A 21,995-nucleotide genomic window follows, 5' to 3' on the forward strand; every position below is an offset into this window, starting at 1 on the left:
CAATAGAATATCCAAAAACACGATCGAACTAAACGTCCGATCGTGTCTATGATTACTTCAAGTCTAATACTAATTGTTTGATCTTATCACGCACATCCCGAAACACAGCTAGTCGTTCCTCTTCAGAACCAGTAGCAGCAGCCGGATCCGGCAAAGGCCAGTGGAGTTTTTGAACGCTAGCCGGTGTCATCGGACACTTGTCACGTGCATCGCCACACAGCGTTACCACTAAGTCGCACTGATTCAGATAGTCCACATCGATCAGCTTGGAATGTTGCTGAGAAATATCAATTCCCACTTCGGCCATGACCTTGACCGCCGACTCATTCAGTCCGTGAGTTTCAACTCCCGCACTAGCGACTTCCCATTGATCCAAGAATTCATGCCCAAAGCCTTCGGCCATTTGGCTGCGACAGGAGTTACCCGTACATAAGAAATAAATTTTTTTCATTTTATTCTCCTGATTGTTTGACGCAAGCAGTCTGACAAGTATCTGATTGACAATCCTCGTCGTGACAAATACAGTCTTCCGTATCATCTAGTAATTCGTCAGTGTTGGCCTTGAATTCTTCGACGAAGTTCGGTGCTAACGTATAATGTTGCCATTTACCGATTTTTTTTGCGGTAACGATCTTGGCAGTTTGTAATACCTTCATATGATGTGAAAGCGTCGGTTGAGTGAAGTCAAAATGTTCTAAGATTTCGCAGGCACACATCGTCCCACAAGAAAGTAGCTCAATTATCTTCAGTCGGTTTTCATCCGACATGGCTTTCAAAGTGCGGATGTAGTTTTCGTATTCCATAGTGAGCCTCCATTATCTACTTATCTTAACATCAAAATCCTCAGAGATGCCTCTTAATTGCCTATGCTTGGTCAAAATATCTCCGTTTGAAACTCAAGGCGACATTTACTAGCGCAATCATGACTGGTACTTCTACCAGTGGTCCGATAACTGCTGCGAATGCCTCGCCTGAATTGATCCCGAATACACCGACGGCAACTGCGATCGCTAGTTCAAAGTTGTTACTAGCAGCTGAAAACGACAGCGAAGCCGTGATCGGATAGCTCGCACCCATGTGTCTTGAAATCCAGAAGGATATCAAGAACATGATCATAAAGTAGAACAACAGTGGAATCGCGATGCGAATAACGTCCAATGGTAATTCGATCATCTTCTCACTCTTAACTGAAAACATGATCAAGATGGTAAATAATAGCGCTACAAAAGTCAACGGACTGATCTTTGGTACAAACTTCTCTTCAAACCACTGCTTGCCCTTGAGCTTGATCAAGCCAAAACGAGTGCTGATACCAGCAATAAACGGAATCCCTAAGTATGTGAAGACTGACTTACTGATCTCTCCCATCGTAATGGAGACCGCGTGGGTTTGTAATCCTAACCAACTAGGTAGGACTGTCACAAAAATATAAGCAAAGAACGAATAGAAGACAATCTGAAAGACTGAATTCAAAGCAACTAATCCCGCGGTGTACTCATTATCTCCACCAGCAAGTCCACTCCAAATGATTACCATGGCGATGCAACGTGCCAGACCGATCATGATGAGACCCACCATGTAACTCGGATAGTTGTGTAAAAAAACGACCGCTAAGATGAACATGATGACTGGACCGATGATCCAGTTTTGTAAGAGTGATAATGACAACACTCGCCAGTCCTTGAAGACACGTCCCATTTCTTCGTATTTCACCTTCGTCAATGCTGGATACATCATTAAGATGAGACCGATTGCGATTGGAATAGACGTCGTCCCCACTTCTAAGCTGTTGATGACCTTTGGTACTGATGGAAAGAAGTATCCGACCCCGATTCCCACAGCCATCGCAATAAAAATCCAGACCGTTAAGTATCTGTCTGACAATGACAATTTCTTCGTAACTTGTTCCATACCATTCATCCCCCATAAAAATAGTATTCTCAAATACGTATAGATAAGTATCTATATTTGAAGTATAGATGTATATCTATGTGTTGTCAATGTGAAAAATCGCACATTCGTTTAAACCCACAAAAAAAGAGTCAGTCTCGATTGAGATCTGGCTCACTATTTGTGTGTTATTTTAATAAATCATCTAATGACGTTGCTTGCTCCGGAGCTTTTTGCAGCTCAACTCGGTTTTGCTCACTTTGTACAAGCGCTTGTGATAATGATAGGTTTCCCGACAAGCTTTGAGCTTCATTCGAAACAATTGAACCATACTGACTACCAATGGTCCGTGCTAAATTAGCGATTTGCTCCCTAGCAACTTCTAAACGATCTGATACTGATTTATCGTCTGAAATCAGATTATTCTTGTAGACTGGGATGTATTGTTGAATCAAATTCGACATTTCAGGAATAACACTATTCATAATCATCTTAAAATCCAAGATTCTAACTGGCTTATCAATTAGTTTAGCCGCAATATCTTCAAAATATTTTTTCAGATCATTCTCGATCGCAATATTAGCCAATGACTGTTCGTTAGCTAGATTGGTCAAGATGCTATCAGTATCTGTAAAATACTTGTCTATCGCCGTTTGCCAAATTTGAAGATCCTCTTTACTCAAATCATGATCTTTTCGTAATTGCTTGCTGACTTTTGCAGGATTATTCCGATAGTTCCTAATCAACTCTTGATTATGTTCAACTACCATTTGACGTTCGATTTGCCGTGGATCGATATTTTTAAACCTATTCTGTTTGTTTTTGTGCATTACAAATAAGTAAACGGCAAGAGCAAGCAGTGCAATTATAACTATCCATTCAATCAACATCTTTTACTGCTCCTCTCCATTAGAAATTGACAGTAATTTTTCCTTTAGTTGTTGTTCTAGTTCATTCAGCCGTTGTGTTGACGCTTGACGCCTCTCACGACCTTCTTGCTGAATTTGTAGAGTTTCATCAATGGAAGCCATCAATTGATTTTGCGTATATTCCAAAGTCTCAATATCAATTACAGCGCGTTCATTTTCACGTGCCGTATCAACAGTCGTATTATGAAGTAAATCTGAACTTTCTTTTAGCAAGTCATTCGTCAAATCATTAACATCATGTTGCGTTTGCGCCATGTCACGTTGATGGATCGTTGCCAATACCGTTACGAAATTAGTACGCCAAGTTGGCAAGGTAATCATGATCGATGATTGAATTTTATCAACCAAGTTGACGTTGTTATCTTGAATCAGACGGATTGCCGGTGCTTGATTCAGTGAAACTTGTCGTACCGTACGGAAATCATAGATTTTACGTTCAACCGCATTTACATACTTCTGCACGACTTGGATTTTCTCACCGATCATCCCATCTTGTGTTTCTGCTAATTTTTGTCTTAATTCAGGAATTTCTTTAGTCACTAATTGTTCTTGATATACTTCAAGACCGGCGATAAAAATATTAAGTGCTTGGAAGAACAATAGATTTTGGTCATATAATTTCTTAAGCATTTCAGTATCTTTAATCAATTGACGTTGATCGATCGACATTTTTTCCTTTAACACGTCAATTCGTTGTGAGACGTCACGAAAACGTTCTACCTTATCCTTTTGAACTAGCTTGTTTTCAGCTGGTTTATGTCCAAAAAAGCCAAATAATCCTTTAGACTCCGGTACCTCTTCTACCTTAGGCTCATCTAATAACTCACGAACATTTGCTGTTTTTAATACGGCGACAATTGCCTGTAAGTCATCATTGACATTCTTCTGACTAGTTTCTTCATGAGCTGATTCCAGAACTTTTTTAGAAAAATTGTCGATATTGGATGTTACCTTAATCCCATATTTTAATAGCGTTTCACGTTTTTGATAATCTAGTTGTTTCGCCATAGCTACTGACTTCTCTTGATCAACGGGACTCAGCTTTTCAAAAATCTCTTTCTTAACCTCTGGCTCTTGGGCTACCTGAGGTGCGGCAGACAGCATATCATCTAAGCTAAATGGGACACTGGTGGCAGCAGTTGCTGGTTGACTCTCTGCTGTAGATGCAGGTGCTTCTGGCGTTACTGGTGCTACTGGTGTTACTGGTGTTACTGGTGGAACCGCAGCGGTTGGAGCTGCTTGAGCCGCTGGCTCGGGTGTTACTGGTGTTTGAACAGTTTTAGGCTGACTAACCGCCTTCATAAGTTCATCTTCATTCGGACTTAACAAGTCGTCAATATCCATTCTGACACTCCCTTTCAACTAATATGAAACCTTATTAATACCCTCTATGCTTCCCCCGAAACATAACTAGTTTTCTTTGCGAGTTTCACATTGCGTCTGTTCCACCCACTTTTATGAATAATCATATTTGCGCGAAAGCTGTTGTGATTTACCATCCAAATACTTCGTTACAAATTATTGTTGACCCGCTCACGATTGTAAAGATGCGCTGAGTGTTCACAGATTGTTGCAGTAACTCCGCTTCGAATTGTATTTTCATTACATCCTCCCCTCGTTTTATAATTATAATACTACCAACTCTTAAGTGACTTATCAATATCACTAATATCATACTTTTTATAGAAAAAATTATGCATTATTCCCACTAAAATAACCCACAAAAAAAGTACATTCTCTCGAATGCACTCGCTAATCATTATTTGATATCAACGGCTCTAACCCATTCATCCGTAGAGACCCGATACATCGTCTCATTGTTGATAGTGGCCATACGATCCGAATACCACGATGAATCTGCCGTCAAAGCTCGATTCTTTTTCTTGCCATCGTAACTATACAGCAACTTGAAAGAACCAGATTTCGTAGTGATATTTTGTACTTTGCTAGTATACAGATAACCCGTACTAGCTTTAATCCACTCATTTGTGCCCACACGATAGTATTTTTCACCATTCAGAGTCATCTCTCGATCGACTTTCCACGATGTTCGCTGTGCTAGATAAAGTGACGAAGCCTTACCGTTTTTGTCATAAACTTGCACATCACCACTGTATGGAGCAGTCGCAAAGGTACCCTCAAACGCTGTCGAACTTTTCTTAACGTAAATCGTACTGTCGGTATCTCGACCGACTTCAACTACACTGTGACCATCGAATGTCACGTAACCTGCTGGCAAACTCAGCGTCTTTGTCTCATCATCTTGCTCAGTAACTCGATTCTTACTAATAGTTTCACCGGTATCCTTATTCACAAAAGTTACCGTCTTAGTCCAATGGTCATTGCCACTAGATGAATTCGAATTCGTAGCTGACTTATCAACAGTAACGTCAATTGAATAATTATCGTCGGTATTCTTCAACTGCCAAGTATTGCCTTTAGCAAGTTGGTATCCCTTAGGTAATGAACTAGTAATGGCAGAAATAGTATCAGCATTACCAGTCGTTACACTGTCTGCCGTGGTGAAATCTTTATATGTTAAATCTTTAGAAGCAGTCCCTACGGAAGTTCCATCACTAGTTAAATAATTGAACGTTACCGGCATTTTAAGATAGACTGTAACGTTTGGATTTCCGCTACTATCGTATTCTAATGTAATGTCATTAGCATCAATGGATGATTCACCTTTAGTTAATTGATATTGCAAGTAGGTGAAATCGTCTGTATCCAAAGTGCTAGGTTGGGAATCATAATTTCCGAATAGCTTAAATGGTATCGAATCAAGCAGTTTGCTATTAAGATTACACACACTTAAAATAATAGGAATGCCAACTTTTGCTTGTGCGGGAACCTGAATCTTCCAGGAACCCCCTACTGTACTTTCCACGGTAATATTTCCATCTGAAATGTTCATACCATTTTGGATCAAGACCTTATTAATAATAGGCATTACCGTTGCAATGTCGGCCTCATTCAGAGTATCTCCACTACTATAAGTGCCACTCAAAGCGATAGGATCGATGTTTTCAGAGTACTGATCACCACCAGCATCCAACACGATCGTATTTGCCGTCACCGCCTCTTTAGTACTAGATGTAACACCATCCGCAATTACTGGGACAATGTTATTGAATGAACTGATACTCAAGGTCGAAAATATAATTCCTGTCAAAATTGCTAACTTAAATTTTTTCAAGATAATACCCCTCTCAAATAACATTATTCACTTCATCAATAACTATAATTCGAGATTATTGTAACATGAAGTATTTTTTTTGAGTGAGGCTTTCATAAAAAAATGTAAGCGTATTGCCAAGTTTTGGATTTTTGGCACAAAAAAAGTACATCCCTTCGAATGTACTTAAAACGTTCAACCAATCAAAAATAATTAGTTCAACTTCTTCTTACTTACAACGTTCAACTTGTCATCCAAGTCATAAACAACTGGTTCACCAGTAGCCATTTCAACGTCCATGATGTCAGCATCAGAGATGTTTTCAATGTATTTTGTAAGTGCACGTAGTGAGTTACCATGAGCTGCGATGATAACGTTCTTGCCATCAAGCAACTTAGGTGCGATTTCGTCTTCCCAGAATGGGATTACACGTTCCAAAGTAACCTTGAGGTTTTCACCACCGGGAACGATCTTTGGATCAAGGTTAGCGTAACGACGGTCATTAGCTGCTGAGCCTTCATCTGTATCCTTCAATAATGGTGGCAAAGTATCGTATGAACGTCTCCAAATATGAACTTGTTCATCACCATATTTTTCAGCTGTTTCCTTCTTGTTTAATCCTTGAAGTGCGCCATAGTGACGTTCGTTAAGTCTCCATGTCTTTGTTTCAGGAATCCATAATTGATCACAGCCTTCAAGTGCATAGTGCAATGTCTTGATAGCACGTGTTAATACTGAAGTATATGCTTGGTCAAATTCAATTCCTTCTTCTTTAAGAAGTTTACCAGCGTTTTGAGCTTGTTTTACTCCTTCTTCACTAAGGTCAACATCAACCCAACCTGTAAATTGGTTTGATAAATTCCATTCACTTTGTCCGTGACGAATGAAAACTAGTTTTGCCATTTCAGAGTCCTCTTTTCATTTCTTATACAACTCTACATTTTACACGAAAACAGTCACAAAAAAAAGTCAGTTTACAGTAAACTGACTAAATATCTATTATACATTTCCTACTGGTGCTGCTTCTTGGTAATTTTCCACATCACTCAATGTAGAAATATCCATCTTGATCGTAGAATTCTTATTCAAGTAACTATTGACCTTGTCAGAACCAGCGAAGACGGCAGTTACCTTATCATTGCCACTCAACAAGTCAGTAATGCCCTTGGCATTTTGGTCTTGCGTCATAATAACTGGGATAACTTCGAAGCCATTGTCGCGTAGTGACAGTAATTTCTTGTAGTAGACTGAATCAACTGACACGAAGATCGTAGCTTGAACTTGACGGAGTGCTTGATTCTTCAACCACCACACGATCAAGTCCTCGTCAGTATCAAAGGTACTGATCAAGACATTACCTTGCGTGAATAATTGGATATAAGGATCGTCATTGGTGTAACTCTTAATCAGAACTAAGGTACCATCTTGACGATAGAAATTCTCACGAACGACTTTATTAGGATCATGGTGATCGTAGAATTGAGTAGCTGAGATAACACCATTGACATCAAAAATATCACGGCTAAGTAGCTTGCCATTGTTGTAGTGACGAATAACTTGTAGTTGTTGATTAGAAGTACGTGAGACTTCCATTACTAGATTGTCGTTAGCGTCCAAGATCTTATCAGTCTTATCACTGACATGTTGGATACGATATGATTCTTCGAATGGAATCTCAGCAGGTGTAGCAGTCATATTCATCGAGCGACCTTGCAAGTCATTGTACATACTCAACAAGTATGAATTAGGATCGACCCAACCGGCGTTTTGGTAATTCATCCAAGTTTGGTTCACTTGATCATCATAGGCAACCGAAATAGCATTAGCCATCAAGTTGTGATCAGCCAAAGTCACCGTGATCTGTTGCCACATCTTACTTACGATCGTCTCGGGATTAGCGTTCAGTTGATCCGTAAAAATAAAGTAGTTGCGGTTTGGATCGAGATAGACTTCATTAGCCATCTCGTCAGTATCGAACCACTTCCTCAACAGATCATTGATCTCAGTAATACGATCAGCCGCATTGTCGCGCACCTCTGTCTGATCACTGCCGACACTACGCAAGACGTGATTACAGTATCCCCTGTCAGCCAATAATTCGTGGCGCAATTGGCTCTTGAGATTTTCGCTTTGAGCAAGCGTATCTTGTAGATTATCCTCAGTATACTTCCAGTCTTGAGCATTCTCGGCTTCAGGAACTGGTTGTTCCGTATAATAATTACCGTTGACCTCTGGAGCGTTAGCTTGCGGTTGTCCCGGCTGATTATCAACACCAAAATCTTGATATTGTTGATCCATCATCTGTTGAAAATTTTGTTGGTTATTATATGGATCGGTTTGTTGGTTTGGTTGAGGTTGTTGATTAGTATTTGGATTAAAGTCAAAATTCATTTGTGGTTGATTTGAGGACTCATTTTGATAATCGCCTGCATAATCATTCGAATAATCATTGTCCTGCTTTTTTCTATCAAAAAATGACATACACCTATTCTCCCATCTACTCAGTTATCCCTATTATATATGACTGTAATACTTTTTTATCGTAATTTCCTTAATTTTAACTTCTTTTTTGGTTGATTTTTTTGGATCGAATGAACCCCTAAAATATCCAAGAAAAAGACAAAAATCGGAATACCGATGATCAATCCCCATGTACCGATCAATTCTTCTGATACGATCAAGATCACAAACGTGAAGAAGATCGGCAAGTGCGTCATGCTCGACATGAATTGTGGATTCAAGAAATATGTTTCAATCATATGAATAACAATTATCATAATTATAATATAAATTACATATCTAATGCCACCAACAGAGTAAGCAATAAACCCTAGCGGTATTAATGATATGATCACTCCGGCTACTGGGATCAGTGACAAGATGAAGACCATGACCGCTAATGCGATGACACTAGGCATCTTCATGACTACCAATGTGATAGTCGTTAAGATCGTATTGACGACTGCGATCATCAATTGCGCTTCAATAACGACACCGAAAGTATTGACGAACTTTTGACCGTAGTAACGTAAGTCGTCGAAGAGCCAACCGTACTTACTAGTAAGGAATTGACGACCGAAGCCATTCATCTGCTCTACCTGACTAGTGTAGAAGAAGCTCAACAAGAACGACAAGAAGATATTCAGGCCCATAGCTCCGATACTAGATAAGTAATTCACCGCCTGGGTGATAGCCGTCTTGATCTGTGCGTCGAGATTGATCTGTTGCAAGTAATCATAGACGACATTCAGATAGACGTTCGATCGCATCTCGTCACTCTGATAGAACTTCTGCAGAGACGAGAAGGTCTTGACCGTTTGACTGACGATCTGTGGCACATAATTAGCGACGGCGAAGACTATCCCGCCGATTATCAGTAGATAAACAGGTACTATCACCCACACTGGCTGTACTCGTGGGAACCGCTTCTGGACTGCTCGCACCAATTGTACCGACAAAAACGTAAAAGTAAAGGTCAGTAAAAACAAGCTCATCATACTACGAAAAAAATAAAATATACCTAATACCAATGCTAATAAAACGAATCTTCGTAGCCGTTTATTGGCTACAAAACTATCATATGAAATAATGCTGCACCCCTTACTGTAACGCGCTTAATAACAAAACAGTGATGAAAAAAATCACTGATATAACGGTGTACCTATAATACCAAACTATCGCCGTAAACTCACGAAACATCGCTGGCCAACGGAACACCGGTATCGTCTTAGCCGGCAAGTATTCGACCGTGATGCCCATATCCCGCAAATACTTCAAAGTTCGAGGAATATGAAAGTCACTGGTGATTATCATGACTCGTGGCAGTGACTTGCCGTGCCAATTCTTGCGTAGCAAGATCGACGAATATTCTAAGTTCTGAATCGTATTAAGCGACTTATTCTCAAGGATTATCTTCGCCTCAGGAATCCCCTGCTCGATCAAATAATCCCGCATCAGACCAGCCTCTGTCATCGGTAGCTGTGAACTGTGCCCACCACTGACGATGATCGTCGGCTGCTCATTCAGGCGTTGAAATACCGCTATCGCCGTATCCAATCGTTCCTGCATCACTGGTGGAACTCGCTTCGTTGCGAATCTAGTGCCTAGTACCAGTAGATAATCCGCGTCCTTACACTTAGCCCTCCTCAGGAAGTAATACATGTAGAAGACGTATCCTAGAAGGATGACTAATAATACTATGTCAATCGAAAAAAGCACGATGACGTAGTATCGTATCATCAATGGTGCACGACAATCGAGGATGTGGACGAAAAATACAATTAACAAAACTAAAATCGTACTAGTCGTTAAAACAGGATGCTTGCTAAATAAATATCGCGTTCGTAAAATCAAGAATAGTTCGATTATTCCAGCGGCTATCGCCAATAGAACATATTCCATCCAAATCCCCCCGTTTGATTACGAGAATCAATCTAATGTAAATTGCAATGTTGGAACCTTTAGTGAAACATTGTTGACCAAAGTCCAAGTGACCGTAGTCGAATCCTTGTCTGGTTGCTTCAATAAGAACAGTCGCTTGTTCAGCATGCCGTAGATCAAGAATCGACCTTGATTAGTCGTTATCGTTGGACCGTTTTCTTTATATGTGGCTGGTGTGACTAGGAATAGATATTGCATCAGTGGTTGGTTATTCCCATCCACATCTACCCCTTGATAATCAGTCGGCACTTGGTCGATCCCGTATTTACCACCGAAGTCGACCGCCACCTTACCTAGCTTCTTATCATTATTATCTGAGATGGCCGCCGCCAGTTGCATGAAGTCGGCGTTCGATTGAACCGGATTAGCCTTGTTTTCTTGGTAGACATTGTAAGTTCGCGTGATCGCATCTCTCAGACTGACCTGTGACTGGTCAGAAGTCGTCAGGAGATTACCATTGACCGTCTGACCTTCTTGCTTACGCACCGTGAAGTCTGACGAGAAGAGATACAATCGGCCTTCGTTTACCTCGATCCTCGTACGAGCACGCTTGATCTGATTGCCAGTTGCCTTAGAACTGACTTTCAGATTGACATTTTTCGGTAAGAGATTGCTCTGATTCTGACCATGGAAGTAATACGAGATCGTCAGGAAGTTCCTAGGTACCAAGTAGACCTTACCGTATAGGTTCTGCACCTGTCCTGATTCGATCGTCGTCGCCATAACGACCTTACTGTCGATAGTATCAGTATCTGGTTGCGCCGCATGTTCCGTCATCGTCATCTGATAAGTGCCGTTATTGTTGACCGTCAGATTACCATCCGTGCGCCGATAATTGATAATAGTCGAAAAATTATAATTACCTGCCATCGCCGATTCCTTGAGCTCGGTTGCTCCATTGTCAACATTGATGATGTGGTCTGGCAAGGAAGAATATGAGATCGACTGCGACTTAGACTTATCGGCGATCGTATTCTTAGTCTTCTTATCAGTCTTGGTAATGTAACCAAACTTATACGTCTGTCCTTGATATTGGACGTAATATCCCTTCATATGCTTGCCATAGACATTTTCTTTGTATGGCTTCAGCAATTTGAACGCCACTTTGTTGCTAGAATTGATGACGATCGTCTTACCATTGCGATCCAATTCATAGCTCGGATTGGTGTTATTATTGTTCATGCGATTAATACCAACACTGTCTCCTAAGGACAGGATGTCTTTCACGACCGCCTTGTCATTCTTCAAGAAGCGAATCGAAATGACATCAGCCTCGCCTTGATCTTGAAACATGTACCACGTCTTGGTATTGTCAACAACTTGATCGTTATCCTTCTTGCTACAACCCGTAATTGTAATAAAAAGAAACAGTATCCCCAGTATCGCAAAGAGTTTTTTTCTCATCCCACGCATTCTCCTACTGATTTGGTCTTCTATATATGTACAATTATACAACGTGTGGATATTCTTTGAAATTAAAGTAAAAAAAAGAACTCGCAAAACGAGTCCTTACTTGAAATATGATTATACGACGTATTGTGTTGAAACCCATTCGTTGGTAGCAACTCGACGATACGTAACACCGTCATATTCTCTAGTCTTATCAGTATACCAAGGAGTGTTGTTCATCAAAGCACGGTTTTTAACGGGCTTAACTGAACCGTCATCTTGGAAAGCAACGATAGGAACATAGCTACCATTGGCGTTGTTGACATTGATAGTGTTGTCTTCAGATGTACCAGTGTCAGTATCAGGTGCAGTCGTATCACCGCCACCACCGTTAGTAACTGAGCCATTGTTTTTAAGATTGTTATAGTATGTACCGATCAAGTCATAGAATTGATCCATGCTGTAACCCCAAGTTGCGAAGTAACCAACTGGGTCAGTATGATTAGTGTCACCATAACGTTGTGAAACGTCATTGTGTGACAAGACAGTCGTACCAGCTGTGAATGGTAAGTTGTATTGGATCAACTTACTTGCGATGTAGTACGCATCATTCGAGACCGAACGCGCGAAGGCATCAGTCGAGCTTACTTCACATAATTCGACTTGGATGTACTTGGCGTTAGCTGTTGGACCAGCACCCCAGACACCATAATCAGTATTGTGGATATTGATGATTTCGTTAGCATCAACGAAGGCATGAACGTATGAATACATGCTTGACCATTCACGGTTGAAGTATGTAACTTCGTTTCTAGCAGTAGCACCAGGAGTAGCTGTCTCGTGGACTACGACACCTTCGGGTTTACCAACCCCATTTTCGTAACCGAACCAATTACTGAATGTACCTTCTTCGTTTTGAATGGATACTGGTTGAATATTATTATTTGCAATATAATCGTTGATTGCCGAAGCTTGTACGTTTTGGATTCCAACATTAGGAACCACGCTCTGTACAGTCACATATCCAGCACCAGCTAAAGTTGCCGCTGTCGCCAAACTGACCATAAATTTTTTCTTTGATACCATAATAGATAATTCCTTCCCACCGTTAATTTTCTTAACTACTAAATTATAACAAGATTTTTCAATAATTGATTGAAAGTAACATATCTGTAACCAGATAGTAACCTTCACGCCGTTATACTCGCACGTAATTTTTCCAAAAGCCTATTGCGATGGTACCTGAGGTTGCGAGCACTACATCCATAACGCCGCGCTAATATTACCAAACTAGTATTGTGAATGAAATGTTCTTGCAATATTTGAATTTCAAAGACCGTCAAGCTCTTTAAATTCAAGCTCTCAAGCACATCATTGGTCTCCTGCTCGATCGTCAAAAAATCATAATCCTCTAACGAATGAAATTCTGAATATTTCATTTCTTGTCGCAGTAGATCGACTATTCGCCAACGTAATTTTTGAAAAATATAGACATTAAACTTACTAGCATCGTTATGCTCCTCCATATATTGAGCATAGGTCAGCGCATAGATGATGATCGCCTCATGAAAATAATCTTCATAGTCAAACCGTGTCGTGTAGACGTGAGCTTGACTCAATACACCGTGGATCAAGCGTTGATTTTTGATTGCTTCATTGAATCCTGCCTCGATATGTTCCAAGTTCTATCCTTTTTGTATCTAATACTCATAAGCGCTTATGGCACTACTTAGGATATACAATTCGTCTACTTTTGTTTAGTTGCCAATGGTCTATACCACATCTTGATACATCAAGCTTTTGGTTTTGGAGGCAAAACAAAAACGGCTTACCCTAGGCAAGCCGCCTACATAGTCAGTAAAGTTTCGTTAATCGGTAGATTTTCTGCTGATACATTTTGCTCAGCAGGTCAGGTTCGATCTCACCTTTAACTAACTCATTGACTATGTATTTTTTGAATCCCTCAATTCTTTCATTCGTCACGTCCCAACTTAGTGGGAGTTGATTATGAAAGAGACAGTGACAACCACGGTACTCACCCAGCATGCCGATGAACTTAGGTAGGACCATCTTCATGTGAGCTCTGGAGACGATCATATCTATCACCGACACCTGATGATCACTCATGCAGCACACGTCGTGGACACGTTGACGCAAATTATTATTACGCGGGAATTTCATCTGGATGACTAGACCTTTGTCAGTCACGAATTCCGCATTGTCATCACGCTGATGCACATCGGAGATCCAATGTAGAGCGATCCAGTCAGTACACTTGCGGCTCCCACCACTCATAGGCATAAAAGAGCTGACACCGAAGATCATCGGGATATTACGCTTCCAACCAAAGTACCTGGTCAGTGACTTAGATAGCATGAAGCCAAAAGCATTGAATTTGTGGAACTCGTTCATCAGTTGCTTAGTTGTTCGCTTCACGAAGAAGAATCCCAAGTCATCATGTATCACGATCGTATTGCCAGTGATCATCCGCGGTATCTGACTGACATCTAGTAGCGCTATAATGCCATTGTCAACCGTAAAATCCTCCTTGCTCGATAGGAGATTGATCCCCTTGTTGAGCAAGTATTGTATGTCCATAATGGCCGTATTGTCCATTGAAGCTCCCTTCGGGGCAAACAGTCTCTGTCTAAATTTACTCTAGAAAAAAAAGACGCTCGCGCGTCCCTTAGATAGCAGTAAAAATACAATACTTGCCGTTTACCCAGCCTGAGGATACTCTGTACCAAGTCTGTCCGTCAACTATTTGTTGCGAAGTAACTTGCCATGTTGTACCGTCTGCGAGCCGAGTTCCGGTAAATTTGTTATTGGCAGCTGGGCTATTGTAGACATTGACACCATATCCTGGGATATAGTTGATCTTGACCGAACCCTCGACCGTCTTGACGTAGTTGGAGCCTTTGACTTGAACGTCACTAGCATTGACCCACTGACCATTAGCCACTCGATACCAGACTGAGCCATCAGAGTGTGTAGACTTTTTGTCTATCTTCCAATCAGTATTGTTGAGCAGACTGACCGCCAAGGTCGTGTGCTGATCGTTGTAGACCTTGGCACTTGGAGTAGCTGTAACGTGGATGATGTCTGGGTACGAAATTATCTTATCGTTCTTGTAGTCATCGTCACCCTTTTCTGACTTCAAAGTCACGTCATCGGCTGATAAATATGAGTTGGTGCCCACAAAATAAAACTTGTTGCCATTGTCATCCAACACGTACTTCGTTGTGATCCATTCTGACTGATATGGCAATCTCCGGCCAGTTACCGAAGCCTTATCAGCGTTACTGTAGACACCAGCTCCAGTACCTTTGATGACGATAGCTGTATCCGAAATAGACACAGGTGGCTGTGTAGGAGTAGTAGTGACCTGTGACCGTAATTTGACATCCTCTGCCTTAACGTACTCGGTCGAAGAAACCTTATAATAAACCTGACCATCATCAGTCACGACTTTTTGAGTGACCAACCAAGAAGTTCCGGGACCAAGCGCACGGTTAGAAGGACGATTAGGGTCAGCGTATAAGTAGATCATTGCGTTGTTTTTACCAGTTACCGTAGCCGCATCTTGAATCTTAGTTACGGTACCTTTTACTTGTTGGCTCGTATTATCACCTGAATTATTATTTGATCCACTATCAGTCGAAGCACTGCCGTCGTACTGCGTCAAGTTGTATTGTTCGATGATACCATTCAACGTCTGAGCATAGATAGGACTGGTAGCGTACTTACCTTGCAGAGCCGCCGTCGCATCACGATATGATGAGGCATTCTCTCTCCACGCTCCACTGTAGTAGCTAGTATTAAATGATACACCATTACGTAGCTTATCTCCATTATCAAGGAATGATTCGTAGTAAGTTGGATACTTCCTGAAGTTAGCGTAGATAACATAGTAACCTTGTGCCTCACTCCATTCTTGCGTTGGGAAGTTGACATAGGCACCATTGTAGTCACCCTTGATGCCGAATAAATTGTGAGCTTGTGTCGCCAAATCGGACTGACCCCAGCCACTCTCGACGATAGCTTGTGCTAACATGACCGAAGCATAGAGATTGTACTTCGAGGCCGCCTTTTGAGCCATCGGAATAGCCTCACTCAAAAAAGCCTGTTGAGTAGTTGCACTAACAGTATTGGAAGCTTGAGTCAGTGCCGTAGCAGCACTGCTGGACATGACACTACTAGACTTGGCTGCCTCGATTCCCGCAGCAGTCGACTCATCGATCGGCGCACCGGCATTGTCCATCACACTAGCGACACTAGCGTCCTTTGCGGTAGATGATTGGTCATGATCTTGATCGTCATTATTGTCGTTGCTATTCACAGTAGCACGAACATGTGCAGTATTGGAAGATACTCCGACCGCAGCTAGGACACTAGCCAGAGCGGTAGAAGCGACCCATTTCTTATTCATAATCATACTCCCCCTTGGTTCTACATCTACCTCAAAGATTACTATGTATTGTCATCCTCTTCAATTAAATCTTAAGAAATCTAACGTTTTTTAATATTTACTTATGAAAAAAGACAGACTCTCACGAGTCTGTCGATTAATTGTCCATTTGAATGAAGTCTACGTATTCAGCTTCGATCCACTCGCCATCTTGAGCGATACGGTAGAATGCCTTACCATCATCACCCGTACCCTTGGCGTCCGTGTACCAAGTCGATTCACCCTTGACGAACTTGTCCTGAATCATCTTGCGATTCATCTCATACGTGTCGAATAAAAAAACGACATAGCGACTATTTTGATTTACTTTTACAATACCATTTACATTTTCAAGCATTGAAAATACCACCTTTTAGATATTCTAGTCTAATTATACCCTACCTTGGGATAAAACGGGTTGTGTTATTTCTGGTTGTTACAGGGAATTCATCTTTTGTCAAAAAGGCACTTTTGATTAAATACCTAGTAATTTTAGCCACCCTATTTGCGCAAAAACCTCTTTTTGATCAAATAACATTTTGATTTTTGATAGTAACTTCGTCAAAAGTGCTTTTTGAAGAATTAGTAAAGTTACATTGCTAACTAATTCATCCACCAACAACTCTTGTATAATTAATTTATACATTGAGGGGAATCAAAAATCATGAGGCAGAAGAGGATTGTTTATATTGACGTTATACGGGTAGTTGCCATGCTGGCAGTGGTCTTCGCTCACACCTGTTCGAACGTACTTATTACCGGATCAACGGCGAGACTGTGGGCACCAGCCAATATCTTGGTGACGATTACCGAGCTGGCCGTACCATTATTCTATATGATAAGCGGCGCTACCATCTTGAATAGCCACAAAACCACTAGTTTGAAGTATTTGTTCCAACATCGACTAGTGCGTGTTGCAGTGCCATTCGTGATCTGGTCGGTCTTGTCAAAAATATTCTTTGAATTGTTAAATCATGGCGTCAGCTTACATTCTGTTTTTCGTAGCTTTGTCATGATATATCATCAACCAACCTTGACCGCATTTTGGTTCCTATATCCACTGATAGGCTTCTATCTAGTTTCACCCGCTATCAAGGCATTCGTGGATAACGTATCTGATGAGACCATCAATTATCTTCTGATACTCTGGTTCATCACTAACATACTCCTACCCAATCTAGCTAAGTCACTTCCACCTGAATACGGACAGTTCTTCGATGCCTATGGATTTGGCAGTTTGATCTTTTTGTCGAAGACCATCGGTTATTTTATCTTAGGTTACAAGTTATCTAACCTTGATAATCATAAGATAGCTATCAAATTACACTTAATAATCCTTGTCGTTGGTACATCACTAGCCGTTATCAATACGTATATCATTAGTCTATATTCACTTCAAGATAGACCTTTCGCAAACCTTTTGCCTCCAATATTGTTGCCAATATTAGCCAATTCCGCCTTTCTTTGCTTTAAGAAATTTGAAAACAAGTATACCTTTAGATTTCAAAACACGATCGAAGCAATTGCCCCACTGACCTATGGCATTTACTTATCACATGGAATAATTATTGAATTAGTTCAGCATGTGATTAATCCGATGAATTATTTTGCCGTATTCTTCGTAGCAATCGCCGTTTGTCTGATGTTCGTTTGGGCATTGAATAATATACCGTTTGTTAATAGAATTGCGGTTTAGTTAAAAAACCACTGACTTTTTTGTCAGTGGTTTTTTCTATAATATCAAGGATTTGACTTAGACAAAAAAAGCGATGATCATTAACAATCATCGCTAAACACATTACTTATTAACTTGTTTAATCTTGTAAGTATAACTCTTCAACTTCGCCTTACCACTATACATCTTCTTACTCTGGGCATACTTAAATGTCTTATTAAAATCTGATGACTTAACCTTATGAGGCTTCTTCATAGTTGCGCTACTCATATTATTCATGATTCCAACTGACTTATCTGTAACACCGTACTTACTTAGAATCATGTCATATGCAGCATAACCACGTTTGTTGAAGTCCTTAACTGATTCATAAATCACACTATATAATGAATTAGTTGAAGCAACGTTCGTACCTAAGAAATCCTTAGAGAAGATAAGGATATTACCGTTATCTTTCTTGTAAGATTGCTTATTAAGAATCTTAGCTCCATTACCCTTGGCATTACTGATCGATGGGTCACTCAATACTGCGGCGGCAACTTTCTTATCCTTTAACTCACTTACTCTAGTTTCTTCAGAATCTACTTGTTTGATTTTAACATCTGATAACTTTAGTTTATTCTTCTTCAGAAGGTTCTTTAGATAATATCCACTGATGTCTTTTTTATCGACAGCAATAGTCTTACCCTTCAAGCTCTTAACACTCTTATATTTCTTATTAGCTACCAAACCATAGTATCCTGGCATGGTACTACCGATCTTCCAATTACTATCCTTAGCAAACGAAGCATAATTGACCAAGTCTGTTACAGCCACATTGACCTCATTACTAGAAATAGCTTGATTCAACTCTGCGTTCGAGCCATACAATTTCAATTCAACATCAATACCATTCTTAGTAAATAACTTAGCTTGTTCAGCAGCGTACAATGGCAAAGATGATACCGACTTGGTAGATCCAACTACGATTTTAGTCGTTCCTGCCGTGTCAGCCGCTTTCACCTCATTAGTTCCGCTCAATGCCAATACACCGACCGACACTAACAACATTGAAACTATCAATAACAGTTTCTTTATATTACGTAACATAAAAATCTCCTCTCAAAACTCTATATGTATCTATCATATAGTTTTGAGAGGATTCTTTCCATCCGTATGGCGTGATTTTTAAAAAAAACAAAAAAAAGAACCCCTCACTGGGATTCCTTTATTATGGTTAATGATTAAGCAAATGTAACGCCTTCGCCGCCCATTACCCATTCGTTTGTAGCAACTTTGTAGTAAACGTTGCCGTCAGCATCTTTAGCAGTAGCAGCTACTTGCCAAGCTGAGTCTCCGCTAACTGCACGGCCTTTGATTTCGTCACCATTTGAGTCAAATAGTGGGAATACGTAGTTAGCACCTTTGTTGATTGTAACTACACCCTTAACTTTAGTAACGTCTGTCAAACCTGAAGCAGTTGATGTTTCACCATATGTAACACTGTCAGAATCGATCCATTCACCAGTAGCAACACGATATTGTTTGTTACCGTTTTGGTCTGTACGAACAGCGTTTGTCTTCCAAGCAGTGTTCTTAGCAAGAGCACGGTTCTTGATTGAAGCGTTGTCGTCATTCTTCAATGTGTAGTATGAAGCATCGTTCTTAGTTGTAACTACACCAGAAATCTTTTCTGTTGTCCATGTTGATTCTGAATCTGAAACTTTAACAGTACGTACAAATGTAATTGCGTCACCAGCTGTAATGAAATCATAACTTGATGAAGCAACATTTCCATTTACATAAATAGTATATGATGAAGGATCACCATTGTAAGCAGTAATAAAATCAGCTAATTTTGTATCAGTACCAGCAGTATATTTAACTGTTTGATAGTATGTACCAGCAGTCTTGAACTCACCGTCAGCCTTTGTTTCAATATCACTAGCGTCTACAACGCCAGTATTTGCGTCGGCACCATCTTTAGCAGAATCTAATGCTGCGGCATATGTGTAGTAGAAGTTATATCCAAGAGTAGTAGATTTTGTTGATAGTGCTTCATTATCTTGGTCAGTCAATGCAACATTTGTTGATGAAACTAGCTTAGCAACAGCAACCTTTGAGTTCTTAGCAACTGTAACAGGTGTTGTGAACTTAGCATTGATTGATTTCAATTCTGTACTTTCATCTTTTGTTAACTTGAATGATGCAATCTTTGTATAAGTATCGCCTTCACCATTAACGTCAACGTCTTTACCCATTACTGTGAAAGTAATGGGTAGCATTGTGTCTTTATCAGCATTAATAGCTTTTTTCAAAGCATAAGCATCTTTGTTCACATTACCATTGTATGTGTTACCTTGAGCATCTGTGGCAGTCATATAGTATTTAGCATGCTTACCATCTAATGTTGTTAAATATGAGCTAGCAGCTGGGCTATCAATTACAGCTTTGTTAGCTGTAACAAAATCAGCAGCACCCTTAGCGTTCTTTTCACCAAGTGTTAAACCTGCATATGAAGCACCATCGGTTGTGTCAAGATCTGAAAATTGTTTAGCAAACTTATCTTTAGCAGTAGATAATTCACTTGAAGGTGTATTACCAGCATCTGCGGCTTGAACAGTAGTTACGTTTGAGACAACAGGAGCAGCAACTGGTGCAACAGTTAGAAGTGTAGCAGCAGCGATTCCTGCGTATTTAATAGATTTTTTCAATGTTAATCCTCCCCTGGACTACAAGAATTTATTTTTTAATTTGTTCAGTGGGCTATCCCACTGACAATCATTATATGAAACTCCGGCTCACGAATCAACTATTTATTGAAAAAGGGCGGCTTTTGTAACATTTCTGTATTATAACTAACAATTTTGTAATAATCCTGTATTAAACAGGACCCTCATTGTCAGAAATGCTATGTAGTTCGCCTTGATTCAATTAATTGTTTCTTCAGGAATGCCTACTCTTATAATAGTCGATTATTGGTAAACCCTCAAGGAATATCCATGAATTATTTGATTTTTTTATAAAGAGCGTGGAAAAACACGGTTAGAAAGTAAACCTTAACCTAGCTAAGCGATTAATTTACGAAGTAAATTCATTGATTAGCGTAGTTAAGGCTTTGCTTTCTGTGTTTTGGAACGCGTTTCCGCTATAAACATCTGGAGCGAGCCAGAAACAAAAGGAAATCAATGCTCAAGTAAATTCATTGATTAGTGTAGTTAAGGCTTTGGTTTCTGTGCTTTTTTGCGCGTTTCTGCTATAAAACTCTGGAGCGAGCCAGAATCAAAAAGAAATCAATGTACAAGTAAACCCATTGATCAATGTAGTTAAGGATTCAGCTTCTGTTTTTTTGCGTACTCCATTATAAAGCTCTAAAGTAATCCAGGTAAAAAGAAATCAAAAACAAAAAATCCAACCCCACCCACCCCACAGGACATATAATCAAATATCCCCTATCCCATACAACACGTATCCACCCGCAAACAAAAAAAGCCGAGACCAATCGGCCTCGGCTAAACAACTTAAACTTACTTAAAATATCGCTTAAACAGCCAAATCTTCTGAAAACAGATGTGTTTCAGTGCGTTCCACATACTTGGCACCAACGACTTTCGTATATAACTGAACAGTGTCTTTTTCAAATAGCTGACTAGCCACGATCTTGTCCATTGCGGTTCTGACCGTGGGTGTATCGAGATCATCACGGACGTAACTTAGTACCAGATTACGTTTTTGACCTTTGGCTGTCTTGAATGTTAGTTGTAGTTTCTTCATATATTATATCTCCTTTTTTTGTCTAATTAGTCTGATAGCACATCAGTGTGTTTGATAATCTCTGCTTTAACGAACTCATCCCCATTGGACAACATCACCAACGCCTCCGTCAACAAGTCGATCTGTTCCTTAGATGGTTCCTGCACGATATTAGTGAAGGGCTTAGTTTTCTTACCACCTTCATAATCGTCGTTCTTCATCGTTACATTAATAGAAGTTCTTTTCCAGCTCATTTGCTTTACCTCGTTAATTTGATTTAGTAAGTAACTGTTCGGCCGTTTAAGTTGCTTACATAGT

The 21,995-nt window shown here is 40.1% G+C and carries 21 protein-coding genes; 1 reads left to right on the top strand and 20 read right to left on the bottom strand.

Translation table 11 applies throughout. The features are described 5' to 3' along the window. Positions 1-52: 52 nt before the first annotated feature. From arsC to AC27FM_RS07895, 16 genes are all read right to left on the bottom strand, one after another. Complete coding sequence (gene arsC / locus AC27FM_RS07820) at positions 53-451, bottom strand: arsenate reductase (thioredoxin) (RefSeq protein WP_487087177.1); 399 nt, start codon at positions 449-451, stop codon at positions 53-55. Between the two features lies 1 nt (position 452). Then, on the bottom strand, positions 453-803 hold the full coding sequence (locus AC27FM_RS07825) for an ArsR/SmtB family transcription factor (RefSeq protein ID WP_487087178.1): 351 nt from the start codon (positions 801-803) through the stop codon (positions 453-455). 61 nt (positions 804-864) lie between these two features. Then, entirely contained in the window at positions 865-1,911 is a 1,047-nt protein-coding gene (gene arsB / locus AC27FM_RS07830) for an ACR3 family arsenite efflux transporter (protein ID WP_487087179.1), read from the bottom strand. Positions 1,912-2,078: 167 nt separating this feature from the next. After that, the gene (locus AC27FM_RS07835; protein WP_487087180.1) at positions 2,079-2,780 is read right to left on the bottom strand and encodes a hypothetical protein; all 702 of its coding nucleotides are present in this window, start codon (positions 2,778-2,780) and stop codon (positions 2,079-2,081) included. Positions 2,781-2,783: 3 nt separating this feature from the next. Further along, on the bottom strand, positions 2,784-4,163 hold the full coding sequence (locus AC27FM_RS07840) for a toxic anion resistance protein (RefSeq protein WP_487087181.1): 1,380 nt from the start codon (positions 4,161-4,163) through the stop codon (positions 2,784-2,786). A 415-nt stretch (positions 4,164-4,578) separates the two neighbouring features. After that, a complete protein-coding gene (locus tag AC27FM_RS07845; protein ID WP_487087182.1) occupies positions 4,579-6,015 on the bottom strand; it encodes an SLAP domain-containing protein in 1,437 nt (478 codons plus the stop codon). 192 nt (positions 6,016-6,207) lie between these two features. Next, complete coding sequence (locus AC27FM_RS07850) at positions 6,208-6,897, bottom strand: 2,3-diphosphoglycerate-dependent phosphoglycerate mutase (RefSeq protein ID WP_487087183.1); 690 nt, start codon at positions 6,895-6,897, stop codon at positions 6,208-6,210. Positions 6,898-6,993: 96 nt separating this feature from the next. After that, positions 6,994-8,475: a hypothetical protein gene (locus AC27FM_RS07855; protein WP_487087184.1), complete on the bottom strand. Its 1,482-nt coding sequence runs from the start codon at positions 8,473-8,475 to the stop codon at positions 6,994-6,996. A gap of 56 nt (positions 8,476-8,531) precedes the next feature. Next, entirely contained in the window at positions 8,532-9,584 is a 1,053-nt protein-coding gene (locus AC27FM_RS07860; protein ID WP_487087212.1) for an AI-2E family transporter, read from the bottom strand. A gap of 10 nt (positions 9,585-9,594) precedes the next feature. Continuing rightward, entirely contained in the window at positions 9,595-10,395 is an 801-nt protein-coding gene (locus AC27FM_RS07865; protein WP_487087185.1) for a YdcF family protein, read from the bottom strand. A 27-nt stretch (positions 10,396-10,422) separates the two neighbouring features. Beyond that, positions 10,423-11,838, bottom strand: a complete 1,416-nt coding sequence (locus AC27FM_RS07870; RefSeq protein WP_487087186.1) for a hypothetical protein — start codon at positions 11,836-11,838, stop codon at positions 10,423-10,425. A 120-nt stretch (positions 11,839-11,958) separates the two neighbouring features. After that, positions 11,959-12,909 carry a peptidoglycan recognition protein family protein gene (locus AC27FM_RS07875; RefSeq protein WP_487087187.1) on the bottom strand — a complete coding sequence of 317 codons (951 nt, stop codon included), beginning with the start codon at positions 12,907-12,909 and terminating at the stop codon, positions 11,959-11,961. Positions 12,910-13,013: 104 nt separating this feature from the next. Continuing rightward, positions 13,014-13,505, bottom strand: a complete 492-nt coding sequence (locus AC27FM_RS07880) for a sigma-70 RNA polymerase sigma factor region 4 domain-containing protein (protein ID WP_487087188.1) — start codon at positions 13,503-13,505, stop codon at positions 13,014-13,016. A 172-nt stretch (positions 13,506-13,677) separates the two neighbouring features. After that, complete coding sequence (locus AC27FM_RS07885) at positions 13,678-14,439, bottom strand: hypothetical protein (RefSeq protein WP_487087189.1); 762 nt, start codon at positions 14,437-14,439, stop codon at positions 13,678-13,680. A 70-nt stretch (positions 14,440-14,509) separates the two neighbouring features. Continuing rightward, positions 14,510-16,252, bottom strand: coding sequence for a glycoside hydrolase family 73 protein (locus AC27FM_RS07890; RefSeq protein WP_487087190.1), 1,743 nt, complete (start codon positions 16,250-16,252; stop codon positions 14,510-14,512). 136 nt (positions 16,253-16,388) lie between these two features. Beyond that, a complete protein-coding gene (locus tag AC27FM_RS07895) occupies positions 16,389-16,628 on the bottom strand; it encodes a hypothetical protein (RefSeq protein ID WP_487087191.1) in 240 nt (79 codons plus the stop codon). A gap of 306 nt (positions 16,629-16,934) precedes the next feature. On the opposite strand from AC27FM_RS07895, the gene AC27FM_RS07900 reads away from it, so the two are divergent. Further along, positions 16,935-17,966 (top strand): acyltransferase, encoded by a 1,032-nt coding sequence (locus tag AC27FM_RS07900; RefSeq protein WP_487087192.1) that lies wholly within the window; start codon positions 16,935-16,937, stop codon positions 17,964-17,966. Between the two features lie 102 nt (positions 17,967-18,068). On the opposite strand, the gene AC27FM_RS07905 is transcribed toward AC27FM_RS07900, so the two are convergent. The 4 genes from AC27FM_RS07905 to AC27FM_RS07920 all read right to left on the bottom strand — a co-directional run bounded on the left by AC27FM_RS07905 (position 18,069) and on the right by AC27FM_RS07920 (position 21,931). Then, positions 18,069-19,034, bottom strand: coding sequence for an ABC transporter substrate-binding protein (locus tag AC27FM_RS07905; RefSeq protein WP_487087193.1), 966 nt, complete (start codon positions 19,032-19,034; stop codon positions 18,069-18,071). Between the two features lie 134 nt (positions 19,035-19,168). Further along, positions 19,169-20,638 carry a hypothetical protein gene (locus AC27FM_RS07910; protein ID WP_487087194.1) on the bottom strand — a complete coding sequence of 490 codons (1,470 nt, stop codon included), beginning with the start codon at positions 20,636-20,638 and terminating at the stop codon, positions 19,169-19,171. Positions 20,639-21,467: 829 nt separating this feature from the next. Then, positions 21,468-21,698, bottom strand: a complete 231-nt coding sequence (locus tag AC27FM_RS07915) for a DUF2922 domain-containing protein (protein ID WP_487087195.1) — start codon at positions 21,696-21,698, stop codon at positions 21,468-21,470. 26 nt (positions 21,699-21,724) lie between these two features. Further along, a complete protein-coding gene (locus AC27FM_RS07920; protein WP_487087196.1) occupies positions 21,725-21,931 on the bottom strand; it encodes a hypothetical protein in 207 nt (68 codons plus the stop codon). Positions 21,932-21,995: the final 64 nt, after the last annotated feature.

The organism is Companilactobacillus sp. y65-5, assembly GCF_057541095.1.

Coding starts and splice junctions, on each gene's coding strand:
- arsC (WP_487087177.1), bottom strand. CDS start 451: ATGAAAAAAATTTATTTCTTATGTACGGGTAACTCCTGTCGCAGCCAA.
- AC27FM_RS07825 (WP_487087178.1), bottom strand. CDS start 803: ATGGAATACGAAAACTACATCCGCACTTTGAAAGCCATGTCGGATGAA.
- arsB (WP_487087179.1), bottom strand. CDS start 1,911: ATGGAACAAGTTACGAAGAAATTGTCATTGTCAGACAGATACTTAACG.
- AC27FM_RS07835 (WP_487087180.1), bottom strand. CDS start 2,780: ATGTTGATTGAATGGATAGTTATAATTGCACTGCTTGCTCTTGCCGTT.
- AC27FM_RS07840 (WP_487087181.1), bottom strand. CDS start 4,163: ATGGATATTGACGACTTGTTAAGTCCGAATGAAGATGAACTTATGAAG.
- AC27FM_RS07850 (WP_487087183.1), bottom strand. CDS start 6,897: ATGGCAAAACTAGTTTTCATTCGTCACGGACAAAGTGAATGGAATTTA.
- AC27FM_RS07855 (WP_487087184.1), bottom strand. CDS start 8,475: ATGTCATTTTTTGATAGAAAAAAGCAGGACAATGATTATTCGAATGAT.
- AC27FM_RS07865 (WP_487087185.1), bottom strand. CDS start 10,395: ATGGAATATGTTCTATTGGCGATAGCCGCTGGAATAATCGAACTATTC.
- AC27FM_RS07870 (WP_487087186.1), bottom strand. CDS start 11,838: ATGAGAAAAAAACTCTTTGCGATACTGGGGATACTGTTTCTTTTTATT.
- AC27FM_RS07875 (WP_487087187.1), bottom strand. CDS start 12,909: ATGGTATCAAAGAAAAAATTTATGGTCAGTTTGGCGACAGCGGCAACT.
- AC27FM_RS07885 (WP_487087189.1), bottom strand. CDS start 14,439: ATGGACAATACGGCCATTATGGACATACAATACTTGCTCAACAAGGGG.
- AC27FM_RS07890 (WP_487087190.1), bottom strand. CDS start 16,252: ATGAATAAGAAATGGGTCGCTTCTACCGCTCTGGCTAGTGTCCTAGCT.
- AC27FM_RS07895 (WP_487087191.1), bottom strand. CDS start 16,628: ATGCTTGAAAATGTAAATGGTATTGTAAAAGTAAATCAAAATAGTCGC.
- AC27FM_RS07900 (WP_487087192.1), top strand. CDS start 16,935: ATGAGGCAGAAGAGGATTGTTTATATTGACGTTATACGGGTAGTTGCC.
- AC27FM_RS07905 (WP_487087193.1), bottom strand. CDS start 19,034: ATGTTACGTAATATAAAGAAACTGTTATTGATAGTTTCAATGTTGTTA.
- AC27FM_RS07915 (WP_487087195.1), bottom strand. CDS start 21,698: ATGAAGAAACTACAACTAACATTCAAGACAGCCAAAGGTCAAAAACGT.
- AC27FM_RS07920 (WP_487087196.1), bottom strand. CDS start 21,931: ATGAGCTGGAAAAGAACTTCTATTAATGTAACGATGAAGAACGACGAT.